Here is a 17,464-nt window from a genome sequence, read left to right on the forward strand (position 1 = left end):
GCTTATTCCTTAGACGTCATGGTTTTGCCAAGAATTAATTGAGCTTTATCAAACACATTACTGCTAACGATACTTGGAGCATTAACAATTATAGGCGCATCTGATTTATATCTAGATGTTCGGTGTTTGCCGTATAAATAGAAGCCTTTATAGATTGTGTTTTTGATTATTCTTGCAACATACTTGTAATCCCAAACCTTTCCTCGTCTGCTTAAGCCTAAAGTATTTAGCTCACTTGCTATTGATGCCAGAGTGCGGGATTCATCGTTTACTGGGGATATGGCTAGTGAGAATATTTTTTTTACTATTGCACTTTCGATAGGGTTAATTACTAATTTTTTACGGTGAGTTCCTTTGGTTTTATAACCAAAGGGGATACGTCCTCCGGTAAAATAGCCTTTCTTTGCTGTGTCGTTTAGTCTATGCTGAATTGCCTTTGAACTTTTGTGACTATGAAGCTCATTTACCATGTCAATTATGGTTCGAGATATGAAAGTAGTATCTTCATCTTCCGACATCGGCTCTGTTACAGATATCAAAGATATGTCATGAGCAGTCAAAAATGATTTGAAGCTAGCTGCTTTCTCAGCGTTTCTTGTAAATCTAGAGTATGAATATACAACCATAGCGTCAGGGCTTACTACACCCTCAATAATATCTTTTTTTATAAGCTTTAAAATTGGGCGCTTACCATTAAATGCACCAACTCCCTTTTCGTGGTAAAACTTTTCAATCGTACAGCCATTTTCGTCCGCCCACTTTAGAATGCTTTTCTTTTGTCCTTCAATAGAGCCATTTGTTGTTGCTGGCACCTCTGTTGCTGCGCGAGTCAACGCTATTGCTTTTTGTAATTTTTTAGTCTTCATTTTTAGCTCCTTTTTTTATTAGTTCATTAGAAGCGTCATCGATAATTTCAGGTAAATTTTGAATCACGGTACGTTTAACTTCAGTCTTAAATCGAGGATTGACGTACTTAAGGTAGTAGTATTTCAAATATCGTGAACTAGGACTTTTTGCACTTTTGAGTGATTTGATTGAAAAGAAGTTGTTAGTCATCATAATCTCCTTTTAGCGTTTAGTTACGAATGTGATAACTAAATTAGAGTAAAATCTAAAAAATCAAAAAAGTAAAGAACGTGATCGTTTCGTCTGAGAGTGTGTTATTTTTATATTTATTAATTGGTTAGGTGGGTGTGGCGTGGTGTGTAAACTTAATAAACTGACAGGTTTCAACTAGTTGAATTGTATTATTACTGGCATTTTAATAAACCATAAAATAATGTGGTTAACTATATTTTTACACTTTTGAGAATGTTTTCTTTTATATGCAGAAATTTTAAGTTGAACTTATTATAAAAAAGGCTATCCGCCTGTAATAAAAAGATATTTTAAGGTTTATTAATTGTGGTGACATTGCTTTTTCTTTTGTGTTCAACAACTTAAGATTTAATGTTTTTAGTTAAAAGTGTGTTTTGTCTTGAAAAAGCAAGTAAAAGCCATGAAAATACATGTTATCTCATTTGACATAATTACAATTGTCCACTAGTAATTTAAGAAGTACTTAATTTGGAGACACACCAATGGGAACATCAAATTACTTAACACCAAATGAAGAAAAATTTGAGTATTGGCTTAAGGACAATATGCCTTATCTCGCAAAATTATGGGACTTTACAGAGTCTAGATATGAAAAAGAGCTGGTTGATAACTTTCTTAGTGTTTGCTCTTCAAGTGAAGCCGTAATGTGTTGTTTTGCTATTCAAATTTGGACTGGAGGTGGAAATACTGAATATGAATTCAACTTATTTAGAGCAATGCGCACTATCGGTGATAAAGAAATAGATATTATTCATGAGTGGGTTGCAAACCCTTGGTACTGTTAATTGTAAATAGGTCTTAATTCGATCTGCCAGATTCGATTAACAGAACTCAATCAAATCTGACAGTCGCAATTGTGCCAGTAACGGACATAAGCTTCTATTATTATACGTCTTTTTTCACTATTTATGTTCAAGGGTATAGGTTTCACGAAGTAACATTTCATAAAAAGTCTTAGCTGCGAGTCCTGTTTTACTCCGTTTAGGTAAAGTAATATGTAACGGTACTTGGTATTTTTCGTTTTGCTCTATCTTGATTATTTTCAGCTTCTCGCTATTTCTTTTCCTTATTATATGTTCAGGCAGACGACAGAATCCTAATCCTTGTTCAGTGGCTCTAAATGCATGGTCAAAGTTATCTACAGTAATTCTTTGATTTGCTTTTAACCAGCCTACGTTTTTTCCCTCGACAGTAGATGAAACGCTACCTAAATCTCGGATAACGACTTGACTGTGAATTGCCAAATCTTGAATACATACATAGTCCTGAGCGGCAAGCGGGTGGGTGATTGATACTACAGGAATCATTGTGGTAAGAGAGAACACCTGTGCGGGATAATTCGTCACTGGCAAAGTAATAATAGCTATGTCAGCCTCCTCATTAGTAACCATTTCAGAGGTTTTCGACAGCGATGTTTCGACAATCTGAATAGATGTAGTTGTGTTAACTTTTAGAAACTCTTTCATTGGCTTGTAAAGTAACGTAGGGTCACATAAATGATCCATAGCTACGGTTATTTCTGATTCGACACCAACGGACAGTTGTTGGCTCATATCCTCTAAATCTCTAGCTTGTTCTACCATGCTTTCAGCCCTTCTGAGTAAGGACTTAGCGTGTTTGGTAAGTATTGCTCTACGTCCACTTATCTCCAGCAGCTTTATGCCTAATTGAGCCTCTAGCTTTTTTATTGAGTAGATTAAAGTAGTGTGGCTTTTATTCAGTGATGCAGCGGCTGCTTGGATGCTGCCAGATTTATCTACTTCTTGTAGTGTAATCCATTGCTCCAGCGTACTTTTCAATCTCAATGCTTTATTACCTGTCAGTTTTTTCTACAGTTATTGGCAATATTATGAACTTTATTGTGTGAATTTTGTAGTGAATAATAAGTTTAATGCATAACACAGCGCTTAAAGCGTTATATTTGGAGACTACACGATGAAACTATTACAAGTTGATTTTGAATATCAAGGTGCTTTGGGGGATGAAATGTCGAAAGCACTTGTTGGCCTAGCAGAGTCAATTAATCAGGAGGAGGGCTTAATTTGGAAAATCTGGACTGAAAATGAATCAGATAAGCTTGGGGGAGGCATTTACCTCTTTGAAGATGAGGTCAGTGCGAAGTCATATCTAGAAATGCATACAGCTCGGCTAAAGGGCATGGGAGTACCTAACGTTAGGGGATTAGTCTTTGACATAAACATACCATTGACCCAAATTAATAAAGGTCCAGTATTTAAAGGAGGAACCGTATGAATAATAGAGCGTTTTTAATATTACATGGCAGTATCAGAGCAATTAAAACAGGCTGGGCACGGTTCTTCTTTAGATGGTTATCAATCTCAAACCCGCGAAAGACCTTACTTGATGGCTGCCGCAATTTGGAATGTTATCTCAGCTTCCAATGTTTCTTATGTAACACCTCCGTCAAGTTTTGCTTATTCGGGGCAAAGAATTCGATTACCTGACGAAATTAAATCAACAGGAATTGCAGCGTGTTTAGATTTATCTCTATTGTTTTCTGCTTGTTTGGAGCATGTAGGTCTGAATTCTATTATTGCGTTAACACAAGGGCATGCTTGCTGTGGTTTATGGTTGATTGATGAGTGTTTCCCATTACTAACGAATGACGATCCGATGGATATAAGGAAGCGTATCGCCTCAAAAGATATAGTACTTTTTGAAACAACCTTAGCAACTTCTGATAGCCCCATTACGTTTGGTCAAGCTTCCGAGCACGCAGAACAACTAATAGCAGAAGACAGTGAAGACGAATTTGTATACATAATAGATCTTAAACAAGCCAGAAAAAGGCAAATAAAGCCTATACCGACAATAGCTGAGCAACAAAACAATGTTGCAAATGTTGAAGATAACAAACCATTAGAGCTTCCTATTGCACCAACATTACCACCAGTTCGTCCAGAAGAACTACCAATAGATGACACACCAGAAGGAAGAGTCCAGCAGTGGCAGAGAAAACTTCTCGATTTAACTAAAAGAAATCGATTGTTAAATTTATCTGCAAATGCTGTATCAGTAAAAATTTACTGTCCTGATTTAGGTGCCCTTGAAGATGAACTGGCTTCAGGTCAGACGTTTAAGTTTACTACTCCTGAAGAGTCACCGTTATCAGAAGGAAATAGAGATAAAGAGATTTTTAAGTTTAAAGTTGGTGATGATTTACAAAAAGAATTCGCACTAGAGCAGCTTCACAGTAAAATATTAATTGCTAATGACTCGCCTAAAAAGCTTGAGAGAAGTCTTCTAACCTTATTTCGAAAATCTAAAAATGATTTGGAAGAAGGTGGGTCCAATACACTGTTTTTAGCTATAGGTATGCTTAAATGGAAGGAAACACCTGATAGTGAGAGAACATACCAAGCTCCATTAATTCTATTACCTGCTCAACTTATTAGAGCCAGTGCCAGATCTAAAATCAAAATTAAGCAGCTTGAAGGTGAAGAACCCATTTTTAATTCAACTTTGATTGAGTTTTTACAAAATGACTTCGAAATTGATTTGTCTCTATTCAAAGAGCACTTGCCAACAGATGACAGTGGTGTCGATGTTGAAAGAATTTGGGCTACTGTTAGGGATAAAGTTAAAGATGTTCAAGGATTTGAAGTAAAAGAAGAGCTTGTTCTTAGTACTTTTTCTTTCGCCAAATATTTAATGTGGAAAGACTTAAAAGACAGAGTTGATGTTTTAAAAACAAACCCTTTTGTTGAGCATTTAATTGAAACACCGCAAAAATCGTATCAGCAGGAAAGTCACTTTTATGAGCAAAGTGATATTGATGATAAGTTCAAACCATCAGAAGCATTTATTCCTTTAAATGCAGATAGCTCACAAATGGTTGCAATAGCTGCTTCTGAGAAATCGCAAGATTTTGTTCTAGAAGGGCCTCCGGGAACAGGCAAGTCTGAAACCATCGCCAACATTATTAGCCATAACTTAGCTAAAGGTCGTAAAGTGTTATTTGTAGCTGAAAAAATGGCTGCGCTAAATGTAGTTTATAGCCGATTACAAAAAATTGGTTTATCCCACTTGTGTTTGGAATTACATAGTAATAAAGCGAACAAAAAAGCTATCCTCGATCAATTAAAGAAAGCTTGGACAACAAGAGAAAGTGCTACTAGCTCTGAATGGAAGAACAACGCAGAAAAACTTTACGAATTAAAGCAGCACCTAAATTTATATGTTAGCGAACTGCATAAGGAGTCAAGACTAGGAATTTCTCCTAGACAGGCTATTGCTAGAGCTAGTAAATACCAAGACACAACAAGGTTTAAATTGGACTGGCCTTTATCTTTAGATACTGCACCTGTATTAAGTAAGTCTGATGTTGAAGCAACTTTAGAATTAGCAAAAAGAGTAGGTCTTAACTTTGCTGATGTCGAACATATTGATAGAGCAAGCCTTGAGGTATTAAAGCAAGATTCATGGTCTAATAGTTGGCAAAGTGACTTCTTATCAACATGTAATAAGTTAAGTAAAGATTTAGAGGCAATTAAACTCGACTATTCAAAACTTGAAGAAGTATTAGGCTTAACTGAGTTGGAAGAAAACAATTCCACACTTGAAGAGCTAGGGGCTTTAGCCAACTTGCTTATTGAGCAAGCTAGTAACCTTACTAGTTTTATTTTTACTTCAGAGGCAAAAGATAAATTGGAGCTACTTGAAAAACTATGTGGCTCTAAACAACAGCTTGAAAATCAAATTTCCAAATGCAATTTATCCTTCAAGATAGAAGATGTACGCCAACTTCCTATTAAGCGTTGGATTGAAGAACTAAAAATCGCAGAGTCCAAAATATGGCCCTTAAAGTGGTTTGCTGTTCGAAAATTGAATAAGTCAGTAGTTGGTAATGGTGTTACTGGTGATGTGTCTGTAGGTGAATTGGAAGAATTAGATCAAGTAAGATCTATTGCACAAGATATCTCCAAAATCAGCGGTACTTTTGAAAAAGACAAGATTTGGAAAGGTTGGGATACTTCACAAAGTGAACTTCAAAGCCATCTAGAATATTCAAAAAATGTATATCTACAAACACGTAAAGTAGCTGGCAGGTTAGAAAATCCAGTCGATTTTATTGCTAAATTAAGGCAAATGATTGTAGAAAATCATGAGTTTTTTGCTTCCTCTAATTTATATGGGGCTTGTGAAAAGTTCATTAAAACATTGCCTAATTATAAGAATTCTATTAGTGAATTTTTAACTTTAGGCGGGGAAGTTGATGAAGCAGTAACTCTGAGTCATTTAAGGGAGTCATTAGCTCAATTAAGTACGCTAGGGCCTAAATTAAAATCTTGGTGTGAGTGGGTTGAGAGTAAAAAGGAAGCCAATGAAAAAGGACTAGATGATTTAGTTATCGCATTGGAACAAGGATTAATTGATTCAATGGATACTGAAGAGCAAACTAAAAATGCGTTATATATTTGGCTTTGCCCTATATTAGTTGATAATTCAGAAGTTCTACGCACGTTCAAAACGTCTAGACATGAAGATTTGATTTCTCAGTTTAGAGAGTTAGATACCCTTGTTGCAGATACGACTTCTGAGTACATTGCAAGCATCGCAGCATCTGCTAGCCCAGATCCTAATTCGCCCCAAGCTCCTGCTGAATTTGGCGTGTTATCTAGGCAGTTTAATAAAAAATCCAATCATATGCCTACCCGACAACTCGTAACTGAAATGGGAGAGTCGTTACTTTATTTAACACCATGTTTTATGATGTCACCACTATCGGTGGCTCAATTCCTTCCTGCTAATTTCAGTTCGTTTGATTTAGTAATCTTTGATGAAGCCTCACAAATAACGGTATGGGATGCTGTTGGCTCTATTGCCAGAGGTAAGAACGTGATAATTGTTGGTGACCCAAAACAAATGCCACCAACCAACTTTTTCTCTAAAAGTGGAAATGATGATTCATCAGACGAAGAGGACTTGGAAAGTATTTTAGATCAAGCATTATCAGCGAGATTACCTCACCATAGATTAACTGGTCACTATAGAAGTAAACATGAAAGCCTAATTGCTTTCTCTAACAGCCACTATTATGAAAATTCCTTGGTTACCTTTCCAAGTGCAGAAACAAAAGCTAGTGCAGTAACTATGCACAGGGTTGATGGTTTATATTCAAAGGGTAAGAACCGGAACAATATAATAGAAGCCAATGCTGTTGCAGATTTCATTGTTAATAGCTTACAGCAAAAAAATCAATCGTTGACGTTTGGTATAGTTACGTTGAATAGCGAACAGCAAAGATGCATAGAGGATGCTCTTGATGATCGTAGAAGAAAACATCCTTCTATTGAAAAATTCTTCCAAGGCAGTAAAAAATACGATCCTATTTTTGTAAAAAATTTAGAGTCCGTTCAAGGGGATGAACGTGATGTAATCATTTTGAGCTTAGGTTATGGTCCAACAGAGCCTCAAGCCAAAACTATGAGTATGAACTTTGGCCCCTTAAATAAACAGGGAGGAGAGCGCAGGCTAAATGTAGCTATTACGCGAGCCACAACCGAGGTTCATGTGTTTTCTAGCTTTGACTCATCTATGATTGATCTAAGCCGTACAAGTGCTCTAGCAGTTCAACATTTAAAATATTTCCTAGAATTTGCTGAAAAAGGGCCTGTTGCTCTACCAGAAACTGCCAATGCAGATTTTGGCGTAGATCAGTTTGACAGCTACTTTGAAGAAGCTGTTGCTTATGCACTTAGAGCGAAAGGCTGGAAAGTGCAAACACAAGTTGGTGTTGGTAAATTTAGGATCGATATGGGCGTTGTTCATCCTGATAAACCCGGTCAATTTTTAGCAGGCATTGAATGTGATGGAGCAACATACCATAGTTCTCCAGCAGCAAGAGATAGGGATAGAGTAAGACATATCATTCTTGAGAATTTAGGTTGGAATCTGTTGCGTATCTGGTCTACTGATTACTTTATAGATCCAAACGAAGTTATAGAAAAAGTGCATGTTCAATTAACTGAACTATTAACTAAAGATAAAGAAGCCACTGATATTGTTATTGAAGAAGAAGATCTTTTTGAAGAAGATGATGAAGAAGAAGGTTCGTTAGATCCGTCCAAGTATTTTGATAAAAGCTACAAAACAGTTTTAGAAAATGCAGCAAAAGAAATATTAACAGCAAAAAGTGGCATTACTTTGCACGAATTAGCATCTGATATTGGTTATATGCATGATATGGCTAGGACAACTAAGAAGCAGTTAGATCATATCGAGTCGGTAATCAGCTCTTGGGCAGGGATAGTGAACCATTCTGAAAAGGATAAAACCGTATGGCTATCACCAGATGAGTGCAAAGATATAATTGAATGGAGAGGTGTTGATGCATTTGGCACTCCGAGGGAATGGAACTCTATATCGTTACCTGAGAGACTCGGGCTAGCCCAAAGAGCGCTTGCAGAAGCCCCTGATGATCCAGTTGATTTCATTTTTAATGAGTTTAGATTAAGTCGTAGAACTAAGGCGACAACTGAAAAATTCGAATCTTGGGTATCTGATATACAAAGTGTGATGAATCGTTGATATAGAGTCCTAAGCAATTTCAACACATTGGAGGTGTTATGAATAAAGGCAAACTTATATGGCATGTTGCATGTGATGAATCTGGTGTAGGTGGACAGAAATACTACGGATTCGGCTCATTGTGGATGAAATATCAAAGGCGTGGTGATTTTGTTTGCAAGATAAGAGAACTTCGTAAAAAGCATAGATATTTTAATGAAATAAAATGGCAAAAAGCTCATAAGAAGCATTATTCAGCATTTTATGAAGATTTAGTTGAGCTTTTTTTCAAACACCAATGGTTAGCTTTTCATTGTATTGTTATACGGAAAGGTGTTGTGAATAAGCAGTTTCATAATGGAGATTATGATTTAGCAATGAGAAAGCATTTTACTAAGTTAGTATGTTCGAAGATATTTGCAGTTAAAAAAGCTCATATGCATCAGCCAAGTGAATTTAGAATAGAAATAGATCCTATCGCTTCGAGGTATAAAAAAGCAGACGAGGCATTCCATATTATCGCCAATAGAGTACTTAGGAGACAATTTAATGGTGAAGAGCCAATTAAGTCAGTTGTCGAAAAGGATTCTAAAGAGTCTGAAAATATACAAATTTCAGACTTTTTGCTTGGAGCGGTAATGAGTGCTTTTCAAGGAGATGCTACTTCACCTGCGAAATTAGAAGTGGCAAAGAAAATTGCAAAATATCTTGGCTGGGATTCATTGGGCTATGATACCAAGCCTTATGAGCGTAAATTTAATATTTGGTACTTTTATGATCCAACAAAAGGCCCTAGAGAAGTGGAAACTAAAGACGTTGAATTGAAATATCCGTTACCAAGCCGTGGTCAATACAAAACTTGATTCATATTTCAAAACTAATGTGAATATTTCAAAGTCACGAGATAATTATATCGTTGGTTTCCTTTGGAAATTACATTATTTTACTTTAACGGTAAATTTATTGAATAAGACCAGTGCTCATATTCGTCCCATTCTTCCCGTCATATTTAGAAAAGCCTGTTACGAAAGTGACGGGCTTTTTGCTTATATCAGGTTTAATTTTGATGGCTAGGGTTTGTAGCGCTAAACCTATTTTAGAGTTCAAATCTATATCTCACCGCCATATATATAAAAGCCTGTTAATCGCAAGATTAGTGTTTTTTGAATTAGCTGTTTTTAATAAATATTCAGACATAATTATCTATGAATCAGTAAAAAATAACACTATAGTAGTTAAAACAAAACAAGGAGTGTTATATACATGAAAGATAAAGAAAAAATTGCATTGTTTATTGATGCTGATAATGCACCTGCAGCAAAAATTGATATTGTTTTGTCGGAACTTGCTCGTTATGGTGTGGTGAATATTCGTAAAGCATATGGAAACTGGAAAAGCTCATGTATTAAGCCTTGGGAAGACGTACTTCATGAGTACGCCATTCAGCCAATTCAACAATTTGATTTAACCAAAGGGAAAAATGCCACAGATATAGCGCTTGTTATTGATGCTATGGACATTCTTTACACCAAAGATGTAGATACTATCTGCTTAGTTTCTTCAGATTGTGATTTCACGCCTTTAGTTACGCGTGCGCTTGCTGACGGTAAGTTCGTGATAGGTTTTGGTGAAAGAAAAGCCCCAAGCGCATTTGTTAATAGTTGTTCTAAGTTTTTGTATCTTGATGATATAGAGCAGTCAGAGCAACCAACTCAAAAACGTAAACCCAGCATAAAATGTGATACACGCTTAATGAACATGTTGCGTCAGGCTGTTGAAGCGTCTGAAGAGGATGATGGGTGGGCACAACTAGGGCCGATTGGTAAACATATATCTAACCATGCATCTTTTGATCAACGTAATTATGGCTTTAAAAAGCTCAGTGACTTGTTTGCAGCAATAGATTTGTTTGAAATGAAGCGTACTCATGGCTCGGCAACATGGGTTAGAGATATTCGCAAATACAAGAGCAATTAATTATCCAATACGGTGTTAAAAACCTTATAAATGGATTTATCAGATTACCTCAACATAATGATTACTGTCACTCAGTCTTAAGTTCTAGTTTTTCAACTTCACTGTTATTGAATCGAACGTATTAAAAAAACCGCTATATTTAGCGGTTTTTGTTGTCTGGGGATTACCAAAGCTAATAATAGGACGGCACTTAAAACCGCCCTTGGCTAGGAAGTTAAGCTGTTAAAACTCTTTCTTTAAGCCCATGTAGAAAAATCTGCCACGAAATGAATAAAGGTTATCATCTGTTGACGTAATGCCTTGATTTAAATACGGTGGGTTTTTATCGAAAACATTTTGGATACCAAAGTGAATATCGGTTGCTATGCTTTCAATAAAGTAGCCAGCTTGTAGGTTATGGAAGGTCGCTGCCGACATAACATCATCTTTTGCGGCAGCAATTTTTGAGTTGTAGCTAGCATCCCAAGTGACGCGATAATTTTCCATTGACCAGTCAAGTTGGATGGCCGCTTTATACTTTGGAATACTGCCAAAGGCTGAGTCATAACTACCGACAATATCTCGAAATGGCGTATCACTGGTATCTTGTACTTCAAAGCTATCCATTATGGTGGTATCAATATTTACGCGCCAGTCACCAAACTCGGTTGTTAAGGTGTAATTTGCATTCAAGTCGAAGCCTGAAAGTTTACGCGCGGCAATATTGTTTTGGGGCGAAAATATGGTTCGAATGAAACCTTGACCATTGTTGCTGCGAACAACATCGTCGGCATATGCAGGGTTCCCTGCTAGGTTTTGATCGATAACATAGCGCGAACTGGCAAATACAACGTTGCTTTGTTCTATAGCAAAATAATCAAAAGTGAAAGATAGATTTTCGATCGGCTCGACAACTAAACCTAGCGTCATATTTTCGGCTTCCTCAGGTTTGAGATCTGGGTTACCACCACCTGTAATATAATTAGTTTGCGTGCCGTTTTGACTAAACTCGGGATCTAACCCCAAAGCGACACATTCTGGTTTGCTTGAACTAAAGTTAGCTAGGTTATCTGGGTTACATGGATCGTAAAGGTTGGTATTTTCACTGGTGGTTTGACCTTGATACATTTGCGCCATGGTGGGGGCACGAAAACCTGTGCTGTATGAGGCCCGCAATTTTAACATATCAAGAGGTTGATAAATTAAGCCAAACTTAGGGTTAGTGGTGCTTTGATTTATATCACTGTAGTCACTGTAACGAACCGCTGCTTCAAGGTCTAAGTTTGCCAATACTGGAATTGATAACTCTAAGTACAACTCAGTAATTTCTCGTACTGGTGAAATAACAGGGGTTCGAGATTCGCCCCAAGAAACATCAAAGGTCGCGGTTCGCTGTGCTTGATCAACGTTCATGGAAAGCTGCTCTTCACGATACTCTATGCCAGAGGAAAACATCATGTCACCGGCAGGTAGCTCAACGACAGGTCCAGAAATATGACCTTGAATAAACATTAAGTCATTTTTATTGGTGATCACGGGCACTGTGGTATTAATAAAGTCTAACATCTCTGTGGTAATTGAGCCTTCAGGACCAAAAACATTTAACGCTACGCAGCTTGGATCAGCGGCAGTTTCACACTCATTTGACAATGCTCGTTCAATACGAGAAATAGACGGCTGAGCACCTCCGCGCGTAACCAGTTGTGCCGACTGGCTTGAAAAGCTTAGTTCCCAATCGTAATCATCAAAAACGACACCTTGTAGGCCTAAGGTATAGCGGTTGATAGTGTTTTCTGTTTTATATATACGAGAGCCATATTCTGTGAAACGACGACTAACATTGCCAGCTTCGCCAAAAGGGTTATATTTTTGCTGCGCACCAACCCCAAAGTTATTGCCATCCGCATCAGGATAGCGTTTAAAGGCATTAGGGGTATCACTATTATCACCATACCAACCAGTATCTACGCCAGGAGGAGCTTGGTTACCTTGCACAAAGCCATCATGAAAAGACAATTCAGTAAAAAAAGTTAGCTCATCGTTAAGTTCATAGTCGCCCGTTAAGAAAACACTGGTGGTTTTGTTATCGTTAGCGCCAGATTGTGCCTCACGATAGTTATAACCCATAGTGTCGTAGTCAAAAGGGGTTACTTGTGCCGGATTATTAGCATCTAGAATCGTCCAAGTATGCTCTGAGCCTAAGCCAAAGCCCGAAAGTCTAGGAAACGGCGTGGTGCCAGAGCTAACGTTTGAACCGCCTAAATAGGCTCTGTCGGTTGAGCGAGTCATGTAGCGATCTTTTTCTTCCCAACCACTATTATTACTAGTTGATGCCGCGACCATCATGCTGCCTCTGTCACCGCTAAAGCCCATCACTAAGCCAAGTTCACGCTCTTGCGCATCGCCGCGTGATGATTGACCATAACGGGCGTTAACTTCGAAACCTTCATAATTTTTGCGGGTAATAATATTAATAACACCGGCAATCGCATCTGAGCCGTAAATTGCTGAGGCGCCATCTTTTAATACTTCAATTTGCGAAATTGCTTCAAAGGGCACCGAGGAAAGATCAACTATGCCATCTTCATTAGAACCAATTAAGCGGCGGCCATTGAGGAGAATAAGAGTATTTGTTGCTTCAATGCCTCGCAATGTTGCCGTTTGAATGTTTGCGCCACCAGCACTACTTTGGTTATTAACACTGTTACCTGTGATGGCTGGTAGGCGACGTAGCGCCGAGCTAACATTGGTTATACCTAAATTGGTGAGATCGGCTTTCGTAACCACAGTAATAGGCGATGTCGATGTCACTTCGGCACGGGCTATGCGTGAACCCGTCACCATAATTTTCTCGATAGACTCGGTATCAGCAGCAAATACTGGCGTTGCAATACTTGCGGTTACCGATAATAGGGCAATTGATAATGCTGAAAGACTAAATGCTTTAGAGGTGTTCATGATTTTCCTTCTCGATATTTTTTATAGTGAAAATTGTCGTTGTAAAAATATGTATGTTCTAAATGCTGATATTGTATATATATAATATATAATATATTGTATATTGTGTAAACATAAAAATGGAATTATTGAGTTTTTGTTCCATAAAGTCATCGTTAGCAGTTTGAATATTATCGACGACTAGAAGCTTTTATCATCATGATGGATATGATTTATTTATCTACTATTCAATGGGTTACTTTATTTTTTGGCAGGTGCGCAATAGCTCGGTGGTTTGGTGTAATGGTAGGAAAGCATAAAATGAAAACGCTTTATTTGTTGTGTCGCTACCTTACCCAGGGCAGATTATTTTGACTTTGTCAGCACTTAAATCGTTATTTAAATTATCACTATTGATATTTTTATTGTATGGTGTGATAGGCTTGGTATGGTTATAGGAGTAATGTCGTATGCTTGCCATAACGGGGCTAGCGGTTATTTTAAACATTAATGGAAATGGTAAGTATGCAATTTCAACAGTTGATAGCTCGGCTATTCAGTGCAGTTGGCGTGGTTTTTTTAGCAGTAATGGCAACATCTTTTTTCGCCAAGTCAGATGATAACTTAGTAACTGATCGCTATCTTTTAATTAACAATGTTGACGTCTTTGATGGCGTTAATCCTAAGCTGATCAAAAATAGCCAAGTTTTGGTGATAAATGATGAAATCGCCGCGATTGGTTCAATACCCGACAACCTGCCATCAAGACTACAGATTATCGATGGTCAGGGTAACACCCTAATGCCGGGGCTAATTGATGCCCATTGGCATACCCTGATGGCGGCCGCTTCTTTTAAAGATTTATCTCAAGGTGATGCCAGTTATTTGCATACCTTAGCCGCCGTTGAAGCAAGCAACACACTGTTACGCGGTTTTACCACAGTACGGGATATGGCAGGCCCAGCCTTTGGTTTGAAAAAAGCGATCGATGAAAATTTACTGCAAGGGCCTAGAATTTATCCCTCTGGTGCGGGTATTTCACAAACCTCTGGGCATGGCGATATACGCCATAGGTTTAACCCCCCTAAAGCTTTTGGCGGCGCACCTTCGCGCTGGGAGTCGCTTGGTTTGATGAGTGTAGCAGACGGCGAAGCTGGGGTGCTCACTGCCGTTAGAGAGCAGTTACGCCAAGGGGCTGTGCATATTAAAATTATGGGTGGCGGCGGTGTTGCGTCCATTGCCGATCCGCTCGACTCTGTGCAGTTTACCCAGCAAGAGATCAAGGCAGCTGTGCAAGCGGCAGCTGATTTTGGTACTTATGTTACCGCTCATATTTATACCGCGCCAGCAGCTCAACGTGCGATTGCTGCGGGCGTAAAAAGTATAGAGCATGGTCATTTACTTGATGATAAGACATTACAATTAATGGCCAATAAAGGCGTGTGGCTGAGTACACAACCGTTTCATTTAGATGAAGTTCCTGCTTATTATAATGCTAGCCAAAAAGAAAAGTTACGCTTAGTTACCCAAGGAACCGCCAAGCTTTATCGTCTGGCAAAAAAATACAAAGTGAAAGTGGCCTTTGGTACCGACTTATTGTTTGCTACGGCCAATGCCGCTAAACAAAATCAAGAGTTAGTCAAATTACAACAGTGGTTAACACCATTTGAAATCCTCAATATGGCCACAGCCAACAATGGTGAGCTTTTGCGATTAACTGGCGCGCGCAATCCTTATCCAAAAAAATTGGGCGTTGTTGCGGTTGGAGCCTATGCTGATTTGATATTAGTTAAAGGTGATCCGTTAGCCAACATAAATCTTTTAGCAGATCCAAAGAACAATATTGCCGTCATAATTAAAAATGGTACTGTGATCAAAAATACATTAACAACAAGGCATTGAAGTTTATTAACCTCATATATGGGGGGTATTATTAAGTATGGCCACGAATATTAGCCTGATGAGCAGAATGCATTGAATATAAAAGCATGAAATAATAAGCGCATGAGTTTATAGCTTTTTCGGTTGAGCTAGCTTGATACATTGGGCGCGCAGCGCAGTTAAAAAGCTTCTTGCCGCAGGTCCTATGCGGTCACCATCTGTAAAGGTTAAATAGAGCTGGGTTGAGCGTTGGGTGTTTTCATTTAGTTGTAATAACTTGAGTTGCCCGCTTGCTAACTTACGCTCAATTAGGTTCATTGGCAGCCAGGCAAAACCTAAGCCTCGTGAAATCATGTCTATAGAGGTTTGAATATGGCTGACCGTCCAGCGTTGATTTGCGTCTAGCCAGCCCTCGCTGGCTCGATTATCTTTAAGTTGCGTGGAGTCTCGCACCACTATTTGGCGATAGCTCTTAAGATCTTCTAAGGTTAAGCTACGCTCTAGCTGATGTAGGGGGTGTTCAGGGCTAGCGACAGCGCTAAAGGTGATGTGGCAAAGGTTTTCACTAAAACCAATCCCCAGTGACGTTGGTGAAATGGCAATTTCTACGTCACCTTGTGCCAAAAGCTCGCTAGCACCGCTAAGTACAGACTCAACCAACTCAATTTGCAGCAACGGATATTGCGATGACACTTGCTCAAGTACTTGATAAAGAATCGCCCTAGGAAATATTTCATCCACGGCAATTTTCAGTTTGGTTTCTACACCTTGGCTTAAGGTGACACCGATTGTTTCTAATTTTTTTGCTTCATCAAGCAAGTAATTTGCCCGTTTTAATAGGAGTTCACCGGCGGGTGTTAGCGTGGTTTTGCGCCCGACAATGCTAAACAGTTTTAACCCTAGTGATCCTTCTATTTTACTGACCGCGTTATGGATACTTGATTGGCTTTTATGGACACCTTGCGATGCTTGATTAAAGCCACCATATTCGACCACAGCATGGAACATGCGCCATTGCTCTAACGAAATTCTTAACATGCTTTGCTCATCTCTATTGTTGCTTAATACCGCTTTTAAATCGTCGATTCGTAGTTTACCACAATAGCGTAACTGGCATCGTCATGCCAAAGACTGGCTCATGTTGTGCTTGCTTAATAACGCTAACATTAGTGCTTTGTTACACTAGCATTCTCTTTTCGTTAACAACAATAGCAACAATAGCAACAAACTAACAATCTATTCTTTTACTCAGATTTTTCTTAAGCAAGTCCCTATGCCCATGGCTATCTTTATTCTATTTAATCGAATGAATTGTGCGTTATATAATAATTTTGTTCGATAAAATTTTCATGGATACTGTGCTCATCAACTTAAACGCGACGTTATTCAAATAACCGAACGACAAAATAAATTTAAATTAAAAGGTGAGTTATGAGTAATATTCTTGTTGTTAAATCTTCATTAAATGGTGAGCAAAGTCAGTCGAACCAATTAACACAGCGACTTGTCGAGCAATTGGCTGCAACTGACAATGTAAAATTGGTAGCGCGTGACCTAGCACAAGACAGCTTAGCGCACTTAACTCAGGCAGAAATGGCCACATGGATGATAGCGCCCAATGAGCGCAATGCGGAGCAAACAAAACTAGCCAATATCTCAGATAATTTAATTGAAGAAGTCAAAGCGAGCGATACCTTCATCATTGCCATGCCGATGTACAACTTCGGTATACCGTCTACGGTTAAAGCCTGGGTCGATAGAGTGGCGCGCGCTGGTGTAACCTTCAACTACACTGAAAACGGTCCTGTAGGGTTACTAAACGAGAAAAAGGTCATTGTTGTCGCGGCGCGTGGTGGTATGTATGCCGGCACAGAAAAAGACTCTCAAACCCAATACCTTACCGATTTATTTAACTTGGTCGGTATTGAAGATATTCGCTTTATCTATGCAGAAGGCCTTAATATGCCCGGCAGTGAAGAGCGTATTTTAGCCGCACAAAAGCAAATAGATAACCTAGCCATTTAACCTTAAGCTAAGCTTGATGATAAACAAAGTGATTAGC

Annotated in this window: 11 protein-coding genes; 7 read left to right on the plus strand and 4 right to left on the minus strand. The window is 38.5% G+C overall.

Translation table 11 applies throughout. The features are described 5' to 3' along the window. Window positions 1–2: 2 nt before the first annotated feature. Complete coding sequence (locus tag B6K83_RS09810) at window positions 3–866, minus strand: recombinase family protein (protein WP_085284747.1); 864 nt, start codon at window positions 864–866, stop codon at window positions 3–5. 714 nt (window positions 867–1,580) lie between these two features. Between B6K83_RS09810 and B6K83_RS09820 the strand changes: the two genes are divergently transcribed. After that, a complete protein-coding gene (locus tag B6K83_RS09820; protein ID WP_085284749.1) occupies window positions 1,581–1,883 on the plus strand; it encodes a hypothetical protein in 303 nt (100 codons plus the stop codon). 117 nt (window positions 1,884–2,000) lie between these two features. Here the strand turns inward: B6K83_RS09820 and B6K83_RS09825 are convergent, their stop codons facing one another. Continuing rightward, a complete protein-coding gene (locus B6K83_RS09825) occupies window positions 2,001–2,903 on the minus strand; it encodes a LysR family transcriptional regulator (RefSeq protein ID WP_085284750.1) in 903 nt (300 codons plus the stop codon). A 130-nt stretch (window positions 2,904–3,033) separates the two neighbouring features. Here B6K83_RS09825 and B6K83_RS09830 point away from each other — a divergent pair, with 130 nt between their 5' ends. The 4 genes from B6K83_RS09830 to B6K83_RS09850 all read left to right on the plus strand — a co-directional run bounded on the left by B6K83_RS09830 (window position 3,034) and on the right by B6K83_RS09850 (window position 10,605). Next, window positions 3,034–3,351 (plus strand): monooxygenase, encoded by a 318-nt coding sequence (locus B6K83_RS09830; RefSeq protein WP_085284751.1) that lies wholly within the window; start codon window positions 3,034–3,036, stop codon window positions 3,349–3,351. Between the two features lie 24 nt (window positions 3,352–3,375). Next, window positions 3,376–8,649, plus strand: a complete 5,274-nt coding sequence (locus B6K83_RS09835) for a DUF4011 domain-containing protein (protein ID WP_085284752.1) — start codon at window positions 3,376–3,378, stop codon at window positions 8,647–8,649. 38 nt (window positions 8,650–8,687) lie between these two features. Beyond that, window positions 8,688–9,491, plus strand: a complete 804-nt coding sequence (locus B6K83_RS09840) for a DUF3800 domain-containing protein (protein ID WP_085284753.1) — start codon at window positions 8,688–8,690, stop codon at window positions 9,489–9,491. Between the two features lie 400 nt (window positions 9,492–9,891). Continuing rightward, window positions 9,892–10,605, plus strand: a complete 714-nt coding sequence (locus B6K83_RS09850; protein ID WP_085284755.1) for an NYN domain-containing protein — start codon at window positions 9,892–9,894, stop codon at window positions 10,603–10,605. A 222-nt stretch (window positions 10,606–10,827) separates the two neighbouring features. Here B6K83_RS09850 and B6K83_RS09855 read toward each other — a convergent pair whose 3' ends face one another. Next, on the minus strand, window positions 10,828–13,542 hold the full coding sequence (locus tag B6K83_RS09855) for a TonB-dependent receptor plug domain-containing protein (RefSeq protein ID WP_085284756.1): 2,715 nt from the start codon (window positions 13,540–13,542) through the stop codon (window positions 10,828–10,830). A gap of 504 nt (window positions 13,543–14,046) precedes the next feature. Here B6K83_RS09855 and B6K83_RS09860 point away from each other — a divergent pair. After that, window positions 14,047–15,423 carry a metal-dependent hydrolase family protein gene (locus B6K83_RS09860; RefSeq protein WP_233143910.1) on the plus strand — a complete coding sequence of 459 codons (1,377 nt, stop codon included), beginning with the start codon at window positions 14,047–14,049 and terminating at the stop codon, window positions 15,421–15,423. A gap of 108 nt (window positions 15,424–15,531) precedes the next feature. Here the strand turns inward: B6K83_RS09860 and B6K83_RS09865 are convergent, their stop codons facing one another. Beyond that, window positions 15,532–16,440: a LysR family transcriptional regulator gene (locus B6K83_RS09865; RefSeq protein ID WP_085284757.1), complete on the minus strand. Its 909-nt coding sequence runs from the start codon at window positions 16,438–16,440 to the stop codon at window positions 15,532–15,534. Window positions 16,441–16,833: 393 nt separating this feature from the next. Here B6K83_RS09865 and B6K83_RS09870 point away from each other — a divergent pair, with 393 nt between their 5' ends. After that, window positions 16,834–17,427 (plus strand): FMN-dependent NADH-azoreductase, encoded by a 594-nt coding sequence (locus tag B6K83_RS09870; RefSeq protein WP_085284758.1) that lies wholly within the window; start codon window positions 16,834–16,836, stop codon window positions 17,425–17,427. The last annotated feature ends 37 nt before the right edge of the window (window positions 17,428–17,464 follow it).

The sequence above is a fragment of the Colwellia chukchiensis genome (genome assembly GCF_002104455.1).
Lineage (GTDB): Bacteria > Pseudomonadota > Gammaproteobacteria > Enterobacterales > Alteromonadaceae > Cognaticolwellia > Cognaticolwellia chukchiensis.